Below are 20,305 nucleotides of genomic sequence, written 5' to 3' on the forward strand. Positions count from 1 at the left end.
GAGGGGATTCCTGGCTCAGGCTGCCTCCTGGAGCAGCGCTCCAGGAGGTCTTGCGCCACCAGCACCAGCCGGGTTGAGACCAGCCCGGACGAGCATCACGTGTGCGGAGTTCTTGTCCCTCGGGGACACGGTCTTGCACACGGTGCAGGTGTGATTGCGTTCACCCAGCGGCATTGCGTGCTTGGCTCTCGCTCCGCAGTGCGCGCAGTCCATCGTGGTGTATGCAGGGTGTACGAGGCGGATGTCCCGTCCATGCTTGCGGCCCATCTCGATCAGAGCCGTCCTGGTGGCACCGATGGCGGCGTCAGCAGCTTTGCGGGCCATCGTGGTCCTGGCGAGGAACTTCGGCTTGAAGTCCTCGACAGCGACGGCATCGTGGTCGCGGACGACCTTCTTGGCCCATTTGCGGCCGGTGTCCTGCCGCTGCCGGGCCACTTTCTTGTGCGCCCTGGCCCGCAAGTACTTCGCGTCGCGGTAGCCCTTCGAGGTGTGATGGCCCTTCTTCGGTCTGCGGCGGGCCATCATCCGGTCGTACCGGGTCAACCTCGCCTGAGCCTTCCTGCCGTGCCCGGCATGGGGCAGGTCGTGATCGTCGGATGTGGTGGTGGCGGTCTCTTTCACACCCCAGTCGACGCCGATCACCCGGCCGGTCTCCGGCAGGGGTTCGGCCTGGGCGGGGACGACGAACGAGGCATACCAGTGCCCGAGGCTGTCCTGGTACACACGCACCGAGGAGGGCTCTGTCGGCAACTCCCGCGACCACACCACCGTCACGACGATGCCGCCCGCCAGATGCAGCCTGCCGTGCCTCAGCCGGAAGCCGCGCTGGGTGTAGTTGAGGCTCGCCAGCGCCTCGCGCTTCTTCTTGTGCCTGGGCATTCCGGCCCGGCGGTGCATCGGCAACCGCTCCCGGATGTCCTTGTGCGCCTTGGCACGGGAGCGGCCGAAGCCACGGATGACCTGCTGCTGGCAAACCGACGAACCCGCACGCAGCCACGGCGTACAGGCGCGGGCCTCTGTCAGCATCCGATCGAGCTGCGCCGGGCCGCACGTGGCCTTCTGCCCGGTGGCTTTGCTGTGCAGGTGAACGGCCCTGGACTTGGTGACACACTCGTTCCAGACCCACCGGCACCGGTCCCACTCCGCCGAGAGAGCACTGCGCGCGGCAGACGGCACGCGCAGCCGGTAGGTGTACCGGGCACGGCCTACGCCATCAGTCCCCACCGCTTCCGCCACGCCGACACCCCGCCTTCGATCCCGTCACCCGCCCCTGCGCTCACACGACCATACGAGCGAGATCCGCACACCCACACCCCACTCTCGCCGCCACTACCCCCGTCGGCGAACATGGGAACACATATTCACCTTCACGCGGCTCCGTCGGGGGAGCGCGGTGGCGCTCCGCACCCACGGGCCGGATACGGCGAGGCTTCGCGTCGCCGTCACGGGATGCGATTCCTGCCGGCGTGAACGCCGGGTCCTTCTCACAAGACACCAGGCGAAAGACGGGGCGCCAGGGTTGGCGCTCCGCCCCTCACGCCGCCGTCGGCAGCTCCGGCCGCAGCGGCCAGTCCTGGTTCACCGTCTCCGGTGTGCCGCTGCGCGTGAACCACGCCTGAAGGCCACGCGCCTGGGCCGCGTGCCACGTCGTCTGCAGCGTGTGCAGCTCGGCCGGGGTCAGGCGCTCAAGCCGGGTCGCGAAACGGCGGCCCAGCGCCCGTACGACCTCCAGGGCCGCGAGCGCGTCCGCGCCCGCGTCGTGCGCACCCTCCAGGGTGACCTCGTAGTGCGCGCACAGGTCGGTCAGGGTGCGGCGGCCCTTGCGGTAGCGGTCCAGATGTTTGTCCAGGACCCGGGGGTCGAGCACGAGCAGCGGGCTCGCCTCGAACCAGCGGTCCAGCGACGACGCCCGATGGCGGCGCAACTCGCGGTCCAGCAGAGTCAGATCGAACGGCGCGTTCATCACCACCAACGGGCGGCGCATCGCCGCGTGTTCGGCCAGCTCCTCGGCTATCTCATGCATCACCGGCGCCGGCCAGCGGCCGTTGCGCTGCAGATGCTCGTCCGTCAGCCCGTGCACCGCCGTGGCGCCTTCCGGCACCGGCACGCCCGGGTTCACCAGCCAGCGGGTCGCCCTCGGCCGGGTGCCCGGGGCGTCCTGGACGACGACGGCGGCCGACACGATCCGGTCGGTCTCGACATCAACGCCCGTGGTCTCCGTGTCGAAGGCGGCCAGGGGCCCCTCGTACCAGCACGTCATGTCTACACAACTCCTCGTTCACCCACGGCAGGTGACGTTCCGTCTTCTGCCTGTTTGGTGATACCCGGGCCGTTTGCGACGTACGCCGGAAGGACACAACAGGAGTGCGGGTCTTTGCAGTTCAGCGGCCCGCCACGGGGAAACTCTTTGGCTGGGAAGGCTGTTGGTCATGGCGATAGCGCAGCCCGAACGGGGCGGGCTGCTGCCCGAACGTACGGGCCCCCATCGCGGCACACTCGCGACCACCGCCTGCATGGAGACACTGCAGGTGGGCTATCTGCATGCCGTCGCGGCGGCGGCCGGCTGCTCGCTGTCCCAGCCGTTTCCGGACAACGGCATCGACTGGCACGTCAGCCATGGCTCGCCCGGGCACACCGTCGACGACGAGGTGACCATAAAGGTGCAGCTCAAGTGCACGTACCAGATCGCACCCAACCCGCCGGGACGTTTCTTCTCCTTCACGCTCGACAACGACCACCTGCGCAAGCTCGCCCGCACACCGGTGTCCGTGCACAAGATCCTGGTGGTGATGCTGGTCCCGCGCTCCCAGGACGACTGGCTGCGCGCCAGCCACGACCGGCTCGATCTGCGCCACTGCTGCTACTGGGTCAACCTGGCAGGGCACCCGATCACCGGCCGCCACCGGACCACCGTGCGGGTCCCGACCTCGCGCATCTTCGACGACCGGGCGCTCTGCGAGATCATGACGCGGGTCGGGACGGGAGGACGACCATGAGGCACCGTCCGTACGAGGAGCAGTTGCGGGAGGTCAGGCCGCATCCCGACGATCTCCACGGGCCCCACTGGAACCATCCCCCCGAGCCCGCCGACGTCGACCCGGCCGTGCTCGGCGCCCTGCTGCGCCGGCACGGCTGGCAGCGGCGCGGGGGAGCACCGGGACGGTACGGCCGCTGGACCCCACCCGGGCCGGGCAACACCGGCACCAGCCTGCTGGTACCCGAGAGCCGCGCCTTCCCGGACAGTGACGACCTGCTCGGGGAGGCGCTCACGGCTCTGGTGCGCAGCGGTACGCCCGCCGCGCGCGAGGTGCTGGTGGGGCTCGCCGTGCCCAGCGACGAGATCCGCTGGTGGCGGGACGTGCCCAGCGGGCCGGCGGACACCGCGTCCTGGACCGTCGAGGAGCAGTTGCGCACCGCCGCCCGGCAGACCCTGCTGGCCGGTGCGCTCGCCACCCGTGCGCGTGCCGGTTACTACGGCGCCCGACACAAGCGCGCGGCCGCCGCGCTGCTGGAGTCCGTCCTCGTCGGCTCGGCGGAGGGCGGGCGCGGCCTGGCCGCCTTCGTGCCCGTGGGCACCGGCCGGCCCCTCGCCGTCCGCCTCCACCAGGCCCTGTACGCGGCCCGCGAGGCCATCGACTACCAGCGGGCCACCGGCGGCATGGACGCCTTCGACGGAGCCGTCGAGGCCGGCGTGAGCCGCGAACTGACCGACGCCCTCGTCACGCTCGTGCGCGGGACCGAAGGGGCCCGCATCTCCGTGGAGTGGGCGCCGGGCGCCGGGGTCCCCGACGACTGCGCGGCCACCACCGAGCCCGTCGAGTTCTCGCCCGGCGACCTGCCCGTGCTGCGCGAGGCCGGAGCCCGCTATCTGCGTGAGGAACCCTCCGTCGCGGTCCGCGTCACCGGAACCGTGGTCCGGATGCGCCGCTCCGACCCGCGCGGCGAGGGCGCGGTCCGGCTGCGGGTGATCGCCGGGGCCGAGGTGCCGTACGTCCGGCTCACCCTCGACGAGGAGGACTACCGGATCGCCGGGCAGGCCCACCTCGTCGGACTCCCGGTGCGGGTGCACGGCCGCCTGGAGAGCCGGGGCGGCTTCCGACGGCTGTCCGGCGCCTCCGGGGTCGTACCGGTGCAGGTGGAGGAGGCCGACCGGGACCGGCTGCTGAAGTCCCTCCAGGAGAACCTCGACTTCTTCGAGGAAGCCTGCCACGGGGACGACTGCGACTGACCGGGAACGGTGCTTCACAAAGTGTGACCGTTTCGCAGTCGGCGGGGCCGGGTCGGTACGATCCGGTATTGCGCGCGCTCCTGGTACGGCGCCCGCATCCGCCTTCAGTCAGGAGAGACCGGTGTCAGACGTCCGTGTGATCATCCAACGCGATTCCGAGCGGGAAGAGCGCGTGGTGACGACGGGCACTACGGCCGCCGAGCTCTTCGCCGGCGAGCGCTCGATCGTCGCCGCCCGGGTGGGCGGTGAGCTCAGGGACCTCGCGTACGAGGTGAAGGACGGCGAGACCGTCGAGGGCGTCGAGATCTCGTCCGAGGACGGTCTCAACATCCTGCGTCACTCCACCGCGCACGTCATGGCCCAGGCCGTCCAGGAGATCTTCCCCGAGGCCAAGCTGGGCATCGGCCCGCCGGTCAAGGACGGCTTCTACTACGACTTCGACGTGGCGAAGCCGTTCACGCCCGAGGATCTCAAGGCCATCGAGAAGAAGATGCAGGAGATCCAGAAGCGCGGGCAGAAGTTCGCCCGCCGCGTGGTCACCGACGAGGCGGCCCGCGAGGAGCTGGCGAACGAGCCGTACAAGCTGGAACTGATCGGCCTCAAGGGCTCGGCGTCGAGCGACGACGGCGCGGATGTCGAGGTCGGCGCCGGTGAGCTGACGATCTACGACAACCTGGACGCCAAGACCGGCGAGCTGTGCTGGAAGGACCTCTGCCGCGGCCCGCACCTGCCGTCCACCCGCCTGATCCCGGCGTTCAAGCTGATGCGCAACGCGGCCGCCTACTGGCGCGGCAGCGAGAAGAACCCGATGCTCCAGCGCATCTACGGCACCGCCTGGCCGTCCAAGGACGAGCTGAAGGGGTACCTGGACTTCCTCGCCGAGGCCGAGAAGCGCGACCACCGCAAGCTGGGCAACGAGCTGGACCTGTTCTCCATCCCGGAGCAGATCGGTTCCGGCCTCGCCGTCTTCCACCCCAAGGGCGGCATCGTCCGCCGCGTGATGGAGGACTACTCGCGCCGCCGGCACGAGGAGGAGGGCTACGAGTTCGTCTACACCCCGCACGCCACGAAGGGGAAGCTCTTCGAGACGTCCGGGCACCTGGACTGGTACGCCGAGGGCATGTACCCCCCCATGCAGCTCGACGAGGGCGTGGACTACTACCTCAAGCCCATGAACTGCCCGATGCACAACCTGATCTTCGACGCGCGCGGCCGGTCCTACCGTGAACTGCCGCTGCGCCTCTTCGAGTTCGGGACCGTGTACCGGTACGAGAAGTCGGGTGTCGTGCACGGCCTGACCCGGGCCCGCGGCTTCACCCAGGACGACGCGCACATCTACTGCACCAAGGAGCAGATGGCGGAGGAGCTCGACAAGACGCTCACCTTCGTCCTGAACCTGCTGCGCGACTACGGCCTCACCGACTTCTACCTGGAGCTGTCCACCAAGGACCCGGAGAAGTTCGTCGGCTCCGACGAGGTCTGGGAGGAGGCCACGGAGACGCTCCGCGCGGTCGCCGAGAAGCAGGGCCTCCCGCTCGTCCCCGACCCGGGCGGCGCCGCCTTCTACGGGCCGAAGATCTCCGTGCAGGCCAAGGACGCCATCGGCCGCACCTGGCAGATGTCGACCGTCCAGCTCGACTTCAACCTGCCCGAGCGCTTCGACCTGGAGTTCACCTCCGCCGACGGCTCCAAGCAGCGTCCGGTGATGATCCACCGCGCCCTGTTCGGCTCCATCGAGCGGTTCTTCGCGGTGCTCCTGGAGCACTACGCGGGCGCCTTCCCGGCCTGGCTGGCGCCGGTGCAGGCGGTGGGCATCCCGATCGGCGACGGGCACGTCGAGTACCTGCAGAAGTTCGCCGCCGAGGCCAAGAAGAAGGGCCTGCGCGTCGAGGTCGACGGCTCCTCGGACCGTATGCAGAAGAAGATCCGCAACGCCCAGAAGCAGAAGGTGCCCTTCATGGTCATCGCGGGCGACGAGGACATGGCGGCCGGTTCGGTCTCCTTCCGCTACCGCGACGGCTCGCAGGAGAACGGCATCCCGTTCGACGAGGCCATCGCCAAGATCGTGAAGGTGGTCGAGGAGCGGACCCAGGTCTGACCCCGCCCGGCTTCGAAGGGGCCCTCGGAGATCACTTCTCCGGGGGCCTCTGCTCTTCGTCGCCCAGCGAGAACCGCTGCATCAGGAACGACGAGAACGACCCCGTGACCGTGCCCAGCAGCGCCAGACCGCAGGCCATCAGCCCGACCGCGATGATCCGGCCCGTGGCGGTCACCGGGACGAAATCGCCGTAGCCGACGGTGCTGAGGGTTTCGCAGGTCCACCAGAGGGAGTCGCCGAAGGTCAGGATCGTCGCGTCCGGGGCCGAGCGTTCGGCCTGGTAGACGGCGAGCGCCCCCGCGAAGCCCAGCAGTGCGATCGACAGCGCCGAGTAGGTCGCCACGCGCGCGTGCAGCCCGAGCCGGGGCTCACCGTGCCGCCGCTGCATCGCCTCGTAGGTCCGTACGACCCGCAGTGGCCGCAGCAGGGGCAGCACCAGCACGACGGTGTCCAGCCAGTGCCGCCGTACGAACCGCGGGCCCTCGCCGCTGAGCCGCCAGCGCACCGCGTAGTCGACGGCGAACATCGCCCAGGTCCCGTAGGTCAGTGTCAGGAGGACGGCGTGTACGGCCCCGGGCAGGTTCGGCTCCAGCACATGCACCGCGTACGAGCCCAGGAAGACCAGTGACGCGATGCCGAGAGGGAGGTCGGTCCCGCGATCCCAGCGGTCCAGCCGGCTGCCGTCGTCCATCCGCCCAGCTTCGCCGTCGACCGGGTTCTCCCGGCCCCGGCGACACGCCGCGAACGGGCGAAGCCATATGCTGCCTAGCATGACGAGTGAGCCGGAACAGCAGATCGGAGTGGGGACGCAGGACGCGTTCCAGCGCCTGTGGACGCCCCACCGGATGGCCTACATCCAGGGTGAGAACAAGCCGACCGGCCCGGGGGCCGACGACGGCTGTCCCTTCTGCTCGATCCCGGCCAAGTCCGACGAGGACGGGCTGATCGTCCGGCGCGGCGAGCACGTCTACGCGGTGCTCAACCTCTACCCGTACAACGGCGGCCACCTGATGACGGTCCCGTACCGCCATGTCGCCGACTACACGGACCTGACTGGCCCGGAGACGGCCGAGCTGGCCGAGCTGACGAAGCAGGCGATGACCGCGCTGCGCAGCGCGTCCGGCGCCCACGGCTTCAACATCGGCATGAACCAGGGCTCGGTGGCGGGCGCCGGTATCGCGGCCCACCTGCACCAGCACATCGTGCCGCGGTGGGGTGGCGACACGAACTTCATGCCGGTGGTGGGCCACACACGCGTGCTGCCGCAGTTGCTGGCCGACACCAGGAAGATGCTGGCCGAGGCTTGGCCGACGGCATGAACACGTAGCCCGTCCGGCGTTTGAGGACGAGGCCGTTCAGGCCGAAGCGGGGGTCTGGGGGGCGGCAGCCCCCAGGGCCGGTGCCCGCACCCACCTCTTCGGCCGAACCGCCGGAGGCTCACGCGTCGTACTTGTCGGCCTTCTTCGGCGACGCCTCCTGGACCGCCCCGCTGAGCGATCCCGCCCGCGCGTTGAACTTGTCCATGTTGACGTCGTGCTCCTGGAGCACGGTGAACGCGGCCCGGTGCACCGCACGCAGTATCGGCGTGGCCGCGCGCAGCGCGTCGTCGGCCATGAAGCGGTGGTTCCAGGGCTGGTCGGCCCAGGCGTGCCGCAGGCCGAACGGCTCGGGCAGGCCTATCGAACCGCCGAGCCACTTCAGCAGCGGCGGGTACCAGCTGAGCGTCGCCCGTGCGGCGAGCCGGACCACCTCGTCCGGGGTGACCAGCGGCAGCTTGATGGTCCGGGTCTCCCAGAACTTCACGGTCTTGGCGACCGTCTTGGTGGGTGCCTCCGGCTTGCTGCTGAAGAACCCGCTGAGTGGGCCCAGGGCGTGTCCGGTGACCTCGATGCGGAGGGTCTCCTTCAGCACGGTCACGGTGACCATCATCGTGATGATCAGTTCGCCGTTCCAGAGGTTCGGCCACTGCACGCCCAGATAGTGCCGCTCGCCCTTGTCGAAGTGGTTGTTGTTGCAGATCCTCTCCACGTCGCCGGGGCCCACCCGGTAGTCCCCCTCGGGCCGGGACACCGCCTTGGCGCCCTCTCCGACATGGGTGACGATCCAGTGCTTGACCTGCGGTTCCGGGAAGCCGCCGGTCTTGAGGTGCTGCCGGTGCAGCACGCTCAGTTCCTTCTCGACCTCCCGGATGACCGTCCACGCGCGGAACTCGTGCACGCCCTTGACCGGGTCCAGAGGGACCAGTTCCTCCGCGAGGTGCCAGGAGCCCCAGCGGGTGCCCATGCCGAGTATGCCCTTGGAGCCGGCGTAGAAGACCGAGTTGGACTGCTGCTCGGCGCTGAGCCGGGCCAGCGACTGGCGCAGCTGCTCGGCCGCCGCCTGGTCGGGGCTGGTCGGCACCGCCTCGGGGACCTTCGCACCGACGCTGCCGCCGGAGAGCAGACCGTCCCAGGCCGCGCGCAGGCTCTGCGCGGTGCTCTCGCACAGCCGCTTGGCCAGGTACCAGCCGACCACGGGGAGCACGATGCAGCCGCGTGCGTACCATCCCCAGAAGCCGGTGAGCGGCATCCGGATCAGGAAGATCACCGCGAGGACGCCGACGGCGGCCAGCAGGGCGCTGCCGAGCCCGGAGACCCGCTTGTTGCCGTTCTTCAGCATGGTGGCGCGGAGCTGGAAGACCAGCAGCCAGACCGCCAGGCCGGGCAGGAAGAGCACACCGAACAGGAACATGACGGCGGTAAGCCGCTGGTCGCGCTCCTTGCGGATGCGGTTGGCGGCGAGGCAGTGCTCGACGACCACCTGGGGCTCGCTGCCGAAGGACTGGATCAGCGGCTTGCGGTCGACGCCCAGCATGCGGTCGATGACCGCCTGGGAGTACGCCTCACCGAAGTTGGGCCGGAAGATCTTCGCCCACTTGCGGCCCTCGTTGACCGTGGACTGGTGCCACTCGTTGTCGGCCTTCTTGATCTCCTCCATGGGTGTGTCCCGGTAGGCCGCCGAGGCCAGGGCATAGGTCGGGGCCTGCGCCTCGCCGCCCGGCCTGGGCACCTGCGGCCCGAAGAAGTCCTCGAAGCTCATTCCCGCCCCCACTTGCCGCCGTCCCGCTCCTGCGGCCTTCCCGACTTCCGTACTCCGCACACCTGTTGATCAAGTACTCAGAGTATCCCCAGCCACCGACAACCGTCGGCGGACGGCCGAAGCCGCCCGCCGAACACCTGTGTTGTCGACTACCGGATCAACTAGGAGGCCTCCTTCACCTGTTCGCGGATCTTCTCGGCGATCTGCGGCGGCATCGGCTCGTGCCGCGCGTACGAGCGGCTGAACCGGGCCGTGCCGTGCGAGAGAGAGCGCAGGTCGACCGCGTAGCGGCCGATCTCGAACTCGGGCACCTCGGCCTTGATGAGGGTGCGCCCGCCGCTGGTCTGCTCGGTGCCGAGGACCCGGCCGCGCCTACCGGACAGATCGCTCATCACCGCGCCCACGTAGTCGTCGCCGACCAGGACGCTCACCTCGGCCACCGGTTCGAGCAGATGGATCTTCGCGTCGGCCGCGGCCTCCCGCAGCGCCAGCGCGCCCGCCGTCTGGAAGGCGGCGTCGGAGGAGTCCACCGAGTGGGCCTTGCCGTCGAGCAGGGTGACCCGCACGTCGACCAGTTGGTAGCCGGCGGCGACTCCCTTGGTGGCCTGGGCCCTGATGCCCTTCTCGACCGACGGGATGAACTGCCGGGGCACCGCGCCGCCGACCACCTTGTCGACGAACTCGATGCCCGAGCCGCCCGGCAGCGGCTCCACCTCGATCTCGCAGATCGCGAACTGCCCGTGCCCGCCGGACTGCTTGACGTGCCGGCCGCGCCCGGCGGACTTCCCGGCGAACGTCTCCCGCAGGGACACCTTGTGCGGTACGACGTCGACCTGGACGCCGTAGCGGCTGCGCAGCCGTTCCAGGGCGACGTCCGCGTGGGCCTCGCCGAGGCACCACAGCACCACCTGGTGGGTGTCCTGGTTCTGCTCCAGACGCATGGTCGGGTCCTCGGCGACCAGGCGGGACAGGCCCTGCGACAGCTTGTCCTCGTCCGCCTTGCTGTGCGCCTGGATGGCCAGCGGCAGCAGCGGGTCGGGCATCTCCCACGGTTCCATGAGCAGTGGGTCGTCCTTGCCGGAGAGGGTGTCCCCGGTCTCCGCGCGGCCGAGCTTCGCCACGCACGCGAGGTCACCGGCGATGACGTGCGTGACCGGCCGCTGCTGTTTGCCGAACGGCGTGGACAGGGCGCCGATCCGCTCGTCGACGTCGTGGTCCTCGTGGCCGCGGTCGGCCATGCCGTGCCCGGAGACATGGACCGTCTCGTCGGGACGCAGCGTGCCGGAGAAGACCCGGACCAGCGAGACCCGGCCGACGTACGGGTCGGACGCGGTCTTCACCACCTCGGCGACCAGCGGACCGTCCGTGTCGCACGGCTTGATCTCGCGTGGCTTGCCGTCGACGGTGGTGACCTCGGGCGTGGGGTGCTCGAACGGCGTTGGGAAGCCGCCTGTGACCAGTTCCAGCAGTTCCACCGTGCCGAGCCCCTGACGGGCGCCCTCGGCCGCGGGGGCGGCGGCCAGGACGGGGAAGAACGCGCCGCGTGCGACGGCCCGCTCCAGGTCCTCGATCAGTGTCTTGAGGTCGATCTGCTCGCCGCCCAGATAGCGGTCCATGAGCGTCTCGTCCTCGCTCTCCGAGATGATCCCCTCGATGAGCCGGTTGCGGGCCTCGTCGATGTCCGGGAGCTGGTCGGGTCCCGGTTCGGACTCCTTGCGCTCCCCGGAGGAGTAGTCGAACAGCTTCTGCGTGAGCAGCCCGATCAGCCCGGTCACGGGCGCGTGCCCGTCCGGGCCCTGCGGGCCGTGCAGGGGCAGGTAGAGGGGGAGCACGGCGTCGGGGTCGTCGGCGCCGAACGCCTCGGCGCACACCCGGGTCATCTCCTCGAAGTCCGCGCGGGCGGCCTCCAGGTGTGTGATGACGATCGCCCGCGGCATCCCGACCGCCGCGCACTCCTCCCACACCATCCGGGTCGAGCCGTCCACCCCGTCCGAGGCCGAGACGACGAAAAGGGCCGCGTCCGCCGCGCGCAGACCGGCCCTCAGCTCACCGACGAAGTCGGCGTATCCCGGGGTGTCCAGGATGTTGATCTTGATTCCGTTCCAGTCGACCGGTACCAGCGACAGCTGTACGGAGCGCTGCTGCCGGTGCTCGATGTCGTCGTAGTCCGAGACGGTGCCGCCGTCCTCCACACGGCCCGCCCGGTTCACCGCTCCCGCGGTCAGCGCGAGAGCTTCCACCAATGTCGTCTTGCCCGATCCGGAGTGGCCGACCAGCACCACATTCCGTACGGACGCGGGGTGGTCGGCCGCCGTAGCCCTGCCGGCGGCCCCGGGGTGTTCCTTGATCTTGTCGCCCATGGTCATGCCTCCCGTGCACGGTGAGGTCTCGTTGGGCGCGGGCGAGCATGGCGCGCCGCGTGCGGTGGCGGCTCCGATGACGCCCGCGGTTATTCGAGCTTTCCACTCCCGTCACGGCGCGTCCATACGAAGGACGTGATCGTGCCCGTGGGGCCCTTCCCGGACGGCCACCGGTGCCGACTGCGAGTGCCCAGCCGTCGCACACACGCACGCGTGGCTACGATGGGCCAGCCGGGGTGGCCAGCAGGGGCCGCACGGCGCAACGACCGTCGGGAAGGCCATGCTGAACAAGTACGCGCGTGCATTCTTCACGCGTGTCCTCACACCGTTCGCCGCGTTTCTCATCCGCCGGGGCGTGAGCCCGGACACGGTCACGCTCCTCGGCACGGCCGGAGTGGTCGCGGGCGCACTGGTCTTCTTCCCCAGGGGCGAGTTCTTCTGGGGCACGATCGTGATCACGCTCTTCGTGTTCTCCGACCTGGTCGACGGCAACATGGCCCGCCAGCTGGGCCGCACCAGCCGCTGGGGCGCCTTCCTGGACTCCACCCTGGACCGGGTCGCCGACGGCGCGATCTTCGGCGGCTTCGCCCTCTGGTACGCGGGCAACGGCAACGACAACGTCCTGTGCGCGGTCTCCATCTTCTGCCTGGCCAGCGGCCAGGTGGTGTCGTACACCAAGGCGCGCGGTGAGTCGATCGGCCTGCCGGTGGCCGTCAACGGCCTGGTCGAGCGGGCCGAACGCCTGGTGATCTCGCTGGTGGCGGCCGGTCTGGCCGGCTTCCACAAGTTCGGCGTCCCGGGCATCCAGATCCTGCTCCCCATCGCCCTGTGGATCGTCGCCGTCGGCAGCCTGGTCACCCTGATCCAGCGGGTCGTCACGGTGCGTCGCGAGTCCGCCGAGGCGGAGGCGGCGGCCGAGCGGGAGAAGGCCTCCCACGGCTCCCGCGGCAGCGAGGCCGGGCAGTGACCCCCACCGACCGGCTCACCGACGCCCTGTACGGAATCGGCTGGAGCACCGTCAAGAGGCTCCCCGAGCCGGTCGCCGTGCGCCTGGGCGACTCCATCGCGGACCTCGCCTGGCGGCAGCGCGGCAAGGGCGTCCAGCGCCTCGAGTCCAACTACGCGCGCGTGGTGCCCGACGCGAGCCCGGAGCGGCTGCGTGAGCTGTCGCGGGCGGGCATGCGGTCGTACCTGCGCTACTGGATGGAGTCCTTCCGGCTGCCCGCCTGGAGCGAGGAGCGGATCCGCGGCGGCTTCGACGTCAAGGACGTCCACCACCTCACCGACGGCCTCGCCTCCGACCGGGGCGTGATCATCGCGCTGCCGCACCTGGCCAACTGGGATCTCGCCGGCGCCTGGGTCACCACCGAGCTGAACACCCCGTTCACCACGGTCGCCGAACGCCTCAAGCCGGAGACCCTCTACGACCGCTTCGTCGCCTACCGCGAGGGCCTCGGCATGGAGGTCCTCCCGCACAGCGGCGGCACCGCCTTCGCCGCCCTGGCCCGCAGACTGCGCGACGGCGGCCTGATCTGCCTGGTCGCCGACCGCGACCTGTCCGAGTCGGGCGTGGAGGTCGACTTCTTCGGCGACAAGGCCCGGATGCCCGCCGGACCCGCCCTGCTCGCCCAGCAGACCGGTGCGTACCTGCTCCCCGTGACGCTCTGGTACGACGACACCCCCGTCATGAAGGGCCGGGTGCACGCCCCGGTCGAGGTACCCGAGTCAGGTGACCGGACCTCGAAGACGTCTGTCATGACACAGGCGCTGGCCGACGCCTTCGCCACCGGGATCGCCGACCATCCGGAGGACTGGCACATGCTGCAGCGGTTGTGGCTCGCGGACCTCGACCCCGCGAAGGGACCGTCGTGAGGATCGGCATCGTCTGCCCCTACTCCTGGGACGTCCCGGGCGGGGTCCAATTCCACATCCGTGACCTCGCCGAGTACTTCATCCGCCTCGGCCACGACGTCTCCGTGCTCGCCCCCGCCGACGACGACACCCCGCTGCCGCCGTACGTCGTCTCGGCGGGCCGCGCGGTCCCGGTGCCCTACAACGGCTCGGTGGCCCGCCTCAACTTCGGCTTCCTGTCCGCCGCGCGGGTGCGCCGCTGGCTGCACGAGGGCGCCTTCGACGTGGTCCACATCCACGAGCCGACCTCGCCCTCCCTCGGCCTGCTGACCTGCTGGGCGGCGCAGGGCCCGATGGTCGCTACCTTCCACACCTCCAACCCGCGCTCCCGCGCGATGATCGCCGCGTACTCGATCCTCCAGGCGGCCCTGGAGAAGATCAGCGCGCGGATCGCGGTCAGCGAGTACGCCCGCCGCACGCTGGTCGAGCACCTGGGCGGCGACGCCGTCGTGATCCCCAACGGCGTGGACGTCGACTTCTTCGCCAAGGCGGAGCCGCGCCCCGAGTGGCAGGGCGACACCATCGGCTTCATCGGCCGTATCGACGAGCCCCGCAAGGGCCTCCCGGTGCTGATGAAGGCCCTCCCCAAGATCCTGGCCGCCCGCCCGGGCGCCAGGCTCCTGGTGGCCGGCCGGGGCGACGAGGAGGCCGCGGTCGAGTCCCTGCCGGCCGAGCTGCGCTCCCGCGTCGAGTTCCTCGGCATGGTCAGCGACGAGGACAAGGCCCGCTTCCTGCGCAGTCTCGACCTGTACATCGCGCCCAACACCGGCGGCGAGAGCTTCGGCATCATCCTGGTCGAGGCGCTGTCCGCCGGGGCTCCCGTCCTCGCCTCCGACCTCGACGCCTTCACCCAGGTCCTGGACCAGGGAGCGGCGGGCGAGCTGTTCGCCAACGAGGACGCGGACGCGCTGGCCGAGGCGGCGGTACGACTGCTGGAGAACCCCGAGCGCCGGGCCGAGCTACGGGAGCGCGGCAGCGTCCATGTGCGCCGGTTCGACTGGTCGACGGTGGGCGCGGACATCCTGTCGGTCTACGAGACGGTGACGGCGGGCGCGGCGGCGGTGGCGGCGGACGAGCGGTCGGGGCTGCGGGCGCGGTTCGGACTGGCGCGGGACTAGGCGCTGAGCGCTGCGCCGGGGGTGCCGCCGTGGTGCGTCTGCGGCGCCGTCGTGGCTGGTCGCGCCCACGGGGCGGTAGCCGCATATCGGATACAGCCCCGTGCCCCTTTGGGGCGCTGCTGCGGGCGCTTCCTATAGCGTTCCGCCCGTGACCGCAACGCTCATCTGGATCCTCGCCGCCCTCGTGGTGATCGGCCTGTACCTGAGCTGGACCGCCGGGCGGCTCGACCGGCTGCACTCCCGTATCGACGCCGCTCGCGCGGCCCTGGACGCCCAGTTGCTGCGGCGTGCCTCCGTGGCCCAGGAACTGGCGACCTCGGGGGTGCTGGACCCTGCCGCCTCGATCGTGCTGTACGAGGCCGCGCACGCCGCCCGGCAGGCCGAGGAGGAGCAGCGGGAGGTCGCCGAGAGCGAGCTGAGCCAGGCGCTGCGGGCGGTCTTCGAGGACCCGCGGCAGGTCGAGGAGGTCCGCGAGGCCCCCGGCGGTGAGGCCGCCGCGACCGAGCTGGCCGAGGCGGTGCGCCGGGTCCCGATGGCCCGCCGCTTCCACAACGACGCCGTCGGCGCGGCCCGCCGGCTCCGCGAACACCGCAAGGTCAGGTGGTTCCGACTGGCCGGACACGCCCCCTTCCCGCTGGCCTTCGAAATGGACGACGAACCGCCGGCCGCGCTGGTCGAGCGGGCCGCCTAGGCGCAAAACGATCCACCGGCTTCCCATTGGCCCTTGCTGTGGACTGGTCCGCTCGCGTTTTCTCGGTGTTCGCAGAAACCCTCTTTCACTTCAGCGAGGTCACCCGTGTCCACCACCGACAACCAGGCCCCCGAGACCGGTACCGCCCGCGTGAAGCGCGGCATGGCGGAGCAGCTCAAGGGCGGCGTGATCATGGACGTCGTCACGCCGGAGCAGGCGAAGATCGCCGAGGACGCGGGCGCCGTCGCCGTCATGGCCCTGGAGCGGGTCCCGGCCGACATCCGCAAGGACGGCGGCGTGGCCCGGATGTCCGACCCGGACATGATCGAGGGCATCATCGAGGCCGTCTCCATCCCGGTCATGGCCAAGTCCCGGATCGGCCACTTCGTCGAGGCCCAGGTCCTGCAGTCCCTCGGCGTCGACTACATCGACGAGTCCGAGGTCCTCACCCCGGCCGACGAGGTCAACCACTCCGACAAGTGGGCGTTCACCACCCCCTTCGTCTGCGGCGCCACCAACCTCGGTGAGGCCCTGCGCCGCATCGCCGAGGGCGCGGCCATGATCCGCTCCAAGGGCGAGGCCGGCACCGGCAACGTCGTCGAGGCGGTCCGCCACCTGCGCCAGATCAAGGGTGAGATCGCCAAGCTGCGCGGCTGCGACAACAACGAGATCTACGCGGCCGCCAAGGAGCTGCGCGCCCCCTTCGAGCTGGTCAAGGAGGTCGCCGAGCTCGGCAAGCTGCCGGTGGTGCTGTTCTCCGCCGGTGGCGTGGCCACCCCGGCCGACGCCGCGCTGATGCGCCAGCTCGGCGCCGAGGGCGTCTTCGTCGGCTCCGGCATCTTCAAGTCCGGCGACCCTGCCAAGCGCGCCGCCGCCATCGTCAAGGCGACCACCTTCTACGACGACCCGAAGATCATCGCGGACGCGTCCCGCAACCTCGGCGAGGCCATGGTCGGCATCAACTGCGACACCCTCCCCGAGGCCGAGCGTTACGCGAACCGGGGCTGGTGATGACCACTCCCGTAGTCGGAGTGCTCGCACTCCAGGGCGACGTACGGGAGCACCTGATCGCCCTGGCCGCGGCCGACGCCGTGGCCAGGCCGGTCCGGCGCCCCGAGGAACTCGCCGAGGTGGACGGCCTGGTCATACCCGGCGGCGAGTCCACCACGATCTCCAAGCTGGCCGTCCTGTTCGGCGTGATGGAGCCCCTCCGCGCGCGCGTGCGGGCCGGAATGCCCGTCTACGGCACCTGCGCGGGCATGATCATGCTCGCCGACAAGATCCTCGACCCGCGTTCGGGCCAGGAGACGATCGGCGGCATCGACATGATCGTGCGCCGCAACGCCTTCGGGCGGCAGAACGAGTCGTTCGAGGCGGCGGTCGACGTACGCGGCGTTGACGGCGATCCTGTAGAGGGCGTGTTCATCCGCGCCCCCTGGGTCGAGTCCGTGGGCGCCGACGTCGAGGTGCTCGCCGAGCACGGCGGCCACATCGTCGCGGTCCGCCAGGGCAACGCGCTCGCCACGTCGTTCCACCCGGAACTGACCGGCGACCACCGTGTGCACTCCCTGTTCGTCGACATGGTGCACGCGGACCGGGCGACGGAGTCCTAGTAGGATCTCTGGCGTTCGTTGTTTGGATGGGTTACGCGAAGGAGACAGGCAGATGTCCGGCCACTCTAAATGGGCTACGACGAAGCACAAGAAGGCCGTGATCGATGCCAAGCGCGGCAAGCTCTTCGCGAAGCTGATCAAGAACATCGAGGTCGCGGCCCGCATGGGCGGCGTCGACATCGAAGGCAACCCGACCCTCTACGACGCCATCCAGAAGGCGAAGAAGCAGTCGGTCCCGAACAAGAACATCGACTCCGCGGTCAAGCGCGGCGGCGGTCTCGAGGCCGGCGGCGCCGACTACGAGACGATCATGTACGAGGGCTACGGCCCGAACGGTGTCGCGGTGCTCATCGAGTGCCTCACCGACAACCGCAACCGCGCCGCCTCCGACGTGCGTGTCGCCATGACCCGCAACGGCGGCTCCATGGCCGACCCGGGCTCGGTGTCGTACCTGTTCAACCGCAAGGGCGTGGTGATCGTCCCCAAGGGCGAGCTGTCCGAGGACGACGTCCTCGGTGCCGTCCTGGACGCGGGTGCCGAGGAAGTCAACGACCTGGGCGAGTCCTTCGAGGTGCTCAGCGAGGCCACCGACATGGTCGCCGTCCGCACCGCCCTCCAGGACGCCGGGATCGACTACGACTCCGCCGAGGCCAACTTCGTCCCGACCATGCAGGTCGAACTGGACGAGGAGGGCGCCAAGAAGATCTTCAAGCTGATCGACGCGCTGGAGGACAGCGACGACGTGCAGAACGTCTTCGCCAACTTCGACGTCAGCGACGAGGTCATGGAGAAGGTCGACGCGTAACGCCGCGACGGGCTGCACGGACCCAACGGGCCGACGGGACACACCCGTCGGCCCGTCGTCGTGTCGGCCGTTGTCGGTGGCACCGGATAGCCTGCACAAACAGGTGACCGAAGGGAGGGGCGCGGTGCGCGTACTGGGGGTGGACCCCGGGCTGACCCGGTGTGGTGTCGGCGTCGTCGAAGGCGTCGCCGGGCGGCCGCTCACCATGGTCGGCGTGGGGGTCGTACGGACGCCCGCGGACGCCGAACTCAGCCATCGCCTGGTCGCCATCGAGCAGGGCATCGAACAGTGGCTGGACGAGCACCGGCCCGAATTCGTCGCCGTGGAGCGGGTGTTCAGCCAGCACAACGTACGGACCGTGATGGGCACCGCCCAGGCCAGCGCCGTCGCCATGCTGTGCGCCGCCCGCCGGGGCATCCCCGTCGCCCTGCACACCCCCAGCGAGGTCAAGGCCGCCGTCACCGGCTCCGGACGTGCCGACAAGGCCCAGATCGGCGCCATGGTCACCCGGCTGCTCCGGCTCAGCGCCCCGCCCAAGCCCGCCGACGCCGCCGACGCCCTCGCGCTCGCCATCTGCCACATCTGGCGCGCCCCCGCCCAGAACCGACTCCAGCAGGCCGTCGCCCTGCACGCAGCCAACACACCGAAAGGCCGTACGGCATGATCGCCTTCGTCAGCGGCCCGGTCGCCGCCCTCGCCCCGGACTCCGCGGTCGTCGAGGTCGGAGGGATCGGCATCGCCGTCCAGTGCTCGCCCAACACCCTGTCCGGGCTGCGCATGGGCCAGCAGACCAAACTCGCCACCTCCCTGGTCGTACGAGAGGACTCGCTCACCCTGTACGGCTTCGTCGACGACGACGAGCGGCAGACCTTCGAGCTGCTGCAGACGGCGAGCGGGGTCGGCCCCCGCCTGGCCCAGGCGATGCTGGCGGTCCACAGCCCGGACGCCCTGCGCCGCGCCGTCTCCACCGGTGACGAGAAAGCGCTCATCGCCGTCCCCGGCATCGGGAAGAAGGGCGCGCAGAAGCTGCTGCTGGAGCTGAAGGACCGCCTCGGTGAACCGGTCGGTGCCCCCGCGATCGGCGCCCCGGTCACCCAGGGCTGGCGCGACCAGCTGCACGCGGCCCTGATCGGTCTGGGCTACGCGACCCGGGAGGCCGAGGAGGCCGTCACCGCCGTCGCCCCGCAGGCCGAGGCCGCCGGGGGTACGCCCCAGGTCGGCCAGCTGCTCAAGGCGGCCCTGCAGACCCTCAACCGCGCCCGCTGACCCCACCACCGCTGAGGCACATCACTTATGAACTGGGACGACACGACCGACACCGGCGCCGCCGACGCGGAGCGGCTGGTGGGCGCCGTCGCCGACCGTGAGGACCAGGCCGTCGAGGCCGCGCTGCGCCCCAAGGACCTGGGCGAGTTCATCGGCCAGGAGAAGGTCCGCGAGCAGCTCGACCTGGTCCTGCGGGCCGCACGCGCGCGTGGCGCCACCGCCGACCATGTGCTGCTCTCCGGGGCCCCCGGCCTGGGCAAGACCACCCTCTCGATGATCATCGCGGCCGAGATGGGCGCCCCGATCCGCATCACGTCCGGCCCCGCCATCCAGCACGCCGGCGACCTGGCCGCGATCCTCTCCTCCCTCCAGGAGGGCGAGGTCCTCTTCCTCGACGAGATCCACCGCATGTCGCGGCCGGCCGAGGAGATGCTGTACATGGCGATGGAGGACTTCCGCGTCGACGTCATCGTCGGCAAGGGCCCGGGTGCGACCGCCATCCCTCTGGAGCTGCCGCCGTTCACCCTGGTCGGCGCCACCACGCGCGCGGGCCTGCTGCCGCCCCCGCTGCGCGACCGCTTCGGCTTCACCGCGCACATGGAGTTCTACGAACCGCGCGAGCTGGAGCGTGTCGTGCACCGCTCGGCGAATCTGCTGGACGTCGAGATCGAGCCCGCCGGCGCCGCCGAGATCGCCGGCCGCTCGCGCGGCACGCCCCGTATCGCCAACCGGCTGCTGCGCCGCGTCCGCGACTACGCGCAGGTCAAGGCCGACGGGCTGATCAACCGCGAGATCGCGCACGCGGCCCTGGCCGTCTACGAGGTGGACGAGCGCGGCCTCGACCGGCTCGACCGCGCCGTCCTGGAGGCCCTGCTCAAGCTGTTCGGTGGCGGCCCGGTGGGTCTGTCGACGCTCGCGGTCGCGGTGGGGGAGGAGCGCGAGACGGTCGAGGAGGTCGCCGAGCCCTTCCTGGTCCGCGAGGGCCTGCTGGCCCGCACCCCGCGCGGCCGGGTCGCCACCCCCGCCGCCTGGGCCCACCTCGGCCTGACCGCCCCAAGGGGCGCGGCGGGCGGAACCGGCCAGCAGGACCTGTTCGGCACCTGACACCGGCACGGCGAAGGCCCGGCCGCACTGCGA

19 protein-coding genes are annotated in these 20,305 nt (G+C 70.6%); 14 read left to right on the forward strand and 5 right to left on the reverse strand.

All coding sequences use genetic code 11. The features are described 5' to 3' along the window. Positions 1–15: 15 nt before the first annotated feature. On the reverse strand, positions 16–1,236 hold the full coding sequence (locus tag EDD90_RS43005) for an RNA-guided endonuclease TnpB family protein (RefSeq protein ID WP_123978486.1): 1,221 nt from the start codon (positions 1,234–1,236) through the stop codon (positions 16–18). 298 nt (positions 1,237–1,534) lie between these two features. Continuing rightward, positions 1,535–2,260 carry a 3'-5' exonuclease gene (locus EDD90_RS43010; RefSeq protein ID WP_123978487.1) on the reverse strand — a complete coding sequence of 242 codons (726 nt, stop codon included), beginning with the start codon at positions 2,258–2,260 and terminating at the stop codon, positions 1,535–1,537. 169 nt (positions 2,261–2,429) lie between these two features. Between EDD90_RS43010 and EDD90_RS43015 the strand changes: the two genes are divergently transcribed. From EDD90_RS43015 to thrS, 3 genes are all read left to right on the forward strand, one after another. Continuing rightward, the gene (locus tag EDD90_RS43015) at positions 2,430–2,996 is read left to right on the forward strand and encodes a DUF4365 domain-containing protein (protein ID WP_093505297.1); all 567 of its coding nucleotides are present in this window, start codon (positions 2,430–2,432) and stop codon (positions 2,994–2,996) included. Next, entirely contained in the window at positions 2,993–4,228 is a 1,236-nt protein-coding gene (locus tag EDD90_RS43020; RefSeq protein WP_123978488.1) for a hypothetical protein, read from the forward strand. The genes EDD90_RS43015 and EDD90_RS43020 overlap by 4 nt, the downstream gene beginning before the upstream one ends. Before the next feature lie 121 nt (positions 4,229–4,349). Continuing rightward, complete coding sequence (thrS, locus tag EDD90_RS43025) at positions 4,350–6,326, forward strand: threonine--tRNA ligase (RefSeq protein WP_123978489.1); 1,977 nt, start codon at positions 4,350–4,352, stop codon at positions 6,324–6,326. Between the two features lie 31 nt (positions 6,327–6,357). Here the strand turns inward: thrS and EDD90_RS43030 are convergent, their stop codons facing one another. After that, complete coding sequence (locus EDD90_RS43030) at positions 6,358–7,017, reverse strand: potassium channel family protein (protein WP_123978490.1); 660 nt, start codon at positions 7,015–7,017, stop codon at positions 6,358–6,360. Positions 7,018–7,084: 67 nt separating this feature from the next. Between EDD90_RS43030 and EDD90_RS43035 the strand changes: the two genes are divergently transcribed. Continuing rightward, positions 7,085–7,645 (forward strand): HIT domain-containing protein, encoded by a 561-nt coding sequence (locus EDD90_RS43035; RefSeq protein WP_123978491.1) that lies wholly within the window; start codon positions 7,085–7,087, stop codon positions 7,643–7,645. Positions 7,646–7,763: 118 nt separating this feature from the next. Here EDD90_RS43035 and EDD90_RS43040 read toward each other — a convergent pair whose 3' ends face one another. Together EDD90_RS43040 and EDD90_RS43045 are read right to left on the reverse strand one after the other, a co-directional pair. Beyond that, positions 7,764–9,404, reverse strand: a complete 1,641-nt coding sequence (locus tag EDD90_RS43040; RefSeq protein WP_123978492.1) for a hypothetical protein — start codon at positions 9,402–9,404, stop codon at positions 7,764–7,766. Positions 9,405–9,565: 161 nt separating this feature from the next. Next, entirely contained in the window at positions 9,566–11,764 is a 2,199-nt protein-coding gene (locus EDD90_RS43045; protein ID WP_123982245.1) for an elongation factor G-like protein EF-G2, read from the reverse strand. A gap of 280 nt (positions 11,765–12,044) precedes the next feature. Here EDD90_RS43045 and pgsA point away from each other — a divergent pair, with 280 nt between their 5' ends. The 10 genes from pgsA to ruvB all read left to right on the forward strand — a co-directional run bounded on the left by pgsA (position 12,045) and on the right by ruvB (position 20,272). Beyond that, positions 12,045–12,731: a phosphatidylinositol phosphate synthase gene (gene pgsA, locus EDD90_RS43050; RefSeq protein ID WP_123978493.1), complete on the forward strand. Its 687-nt coding sequence runs from the start codon at positions 12,045–12,047 to the stop codon at positions 12,729–12,731. After that, on the forward strand, positions 12,728–13,636 hold the full coding sequence (locus EDD90_RS43055) for a phosphatidylinositol mannoside acyltransferase (RefSeq protein WP_123978494.1): 909 nt from the start codon (positions 12,728–12,730) through the stop codon (positions 13,634–13,636). The genes pgsA and EDD90_RS43055 overlap by 4 nt, the downstream gene beginning before the upstream one ends. Further along, positions 13,633–14,793 carry a glycosyltransferase family 4 protein gene (locus tag EDD90_RS43060; RefSeq protein WP_123978495.1) on the forward strand — a complete coding sequence of 387 codons (1,161 nt, stop codon included), beginning with the start codon at positions 13,633–13,635 and terminating at the stop codon, positions 14,791–14,793. Before EDD90_RS43055 ends, EDD90_RS43060 begins: the two co-directional genes overlap by 4 nt. A gap of 148 nt (positions 14,794–14,941) precedes the next feature. Further along, positions 14,942–15,484 carry a hypothetical protein gene (locus tag EDD90_RS43065; protein ID WP_123978496.1) on the forward strand — a complete coding sequence of 181 codons (543 nt, stop codon included), beginning with the start codon at positions 14,942–14,944 and terminating at the stop codon, positions 15,482–15,484. Positions 15,485–15,589: 105 nt separating this feature from the next. Beyond that, positions 15,590–16,495, forward strand: coding sequence for a pyridoxal 5'-phosphate synthase lyase subunit PdxS (gene pdxS, locus EDD90_RS43070; protein ID WP_123978497.1), 906 nt, complete (start codon positions 15,590–15,592; stop codon positions 16,493–16,495). Further along, complete coding sequence (pdxT, locus tag EDD90_RS43075; protein WP_123978498.1) at positions 16,495–17,097, forward strand: pyridoxal 5'-phosphate synthase glutaminase subunit PdxT; 603 nt, start codon at positions 16,495–16,497, stop codon at positions 17,095–17,097. Before pdxS ends, pdxT begins: the two co-directional genes overlap by 1 nt. A gap of 52 nt (positions 17,098–17,149) precedes the next feature. Then, complete coding sequence (locus EDD90_RS43080) at positions 17,150–17,902, forward strand: YebC/PmpR family DNA-binding transcriptional regulator (protein ID WP_123978499.1); 753 nt, start codon at positions 17,150–17,152, stop codon at positions 17,900–17,902. Positions 17,903–18,026: 124 nt separating this feature from the next. Beyond that, positions 18,027–18,566, forward strand: a complete 540-nt coding sequence (gene ruvC, locus EDD90_RS43085; RefSeq protein ID WP_123978500.1) for a crossover junction endodeoxyribonuclease RuvC — start codon at positions 18,027–18,029, stop codon at positions 18,564–18,566. Further along, entirely contained in the window at positions 18,563–19,168 is a 606-nt protein-coding gene (ruvA, locus tag EDD90_RS43090) for a Holliday junction branch migration protein RuvA (protein WP_123978501.1), read from the forward strand. The genes ruvC and ruvA overlap by 4 nt, the downstream gene beginning before the upstream one ends. A 27-nt stretch (positions 19,169–19,195) precedes the next feature. Then, on the forward strand, positions 19,196–20,272 hold the full coding sequence (ruvB, locus tag EDD90_RS43095; protein WP_123978502.1) for a Holliday junction branch migration DNA helicase RuvB: 1,077 nt from the start codon (positions 19,196–19,198) through the stop codon (positions 20,270–20,272). The last annotated feature ends 33 nt before the right edge of the window (positions 20,273–20,305 follow it).

Source organism: Streptomyces sp. Ag109_O5-1 (genome assembly GCF_003814875.1).
GTDB classification, from domain to species: Bacteria; Actinomycetota; Actinomycetes; order Streptomycetales; family Streptomycetaceae; genus Streptomyces; species Streptomyces sasae.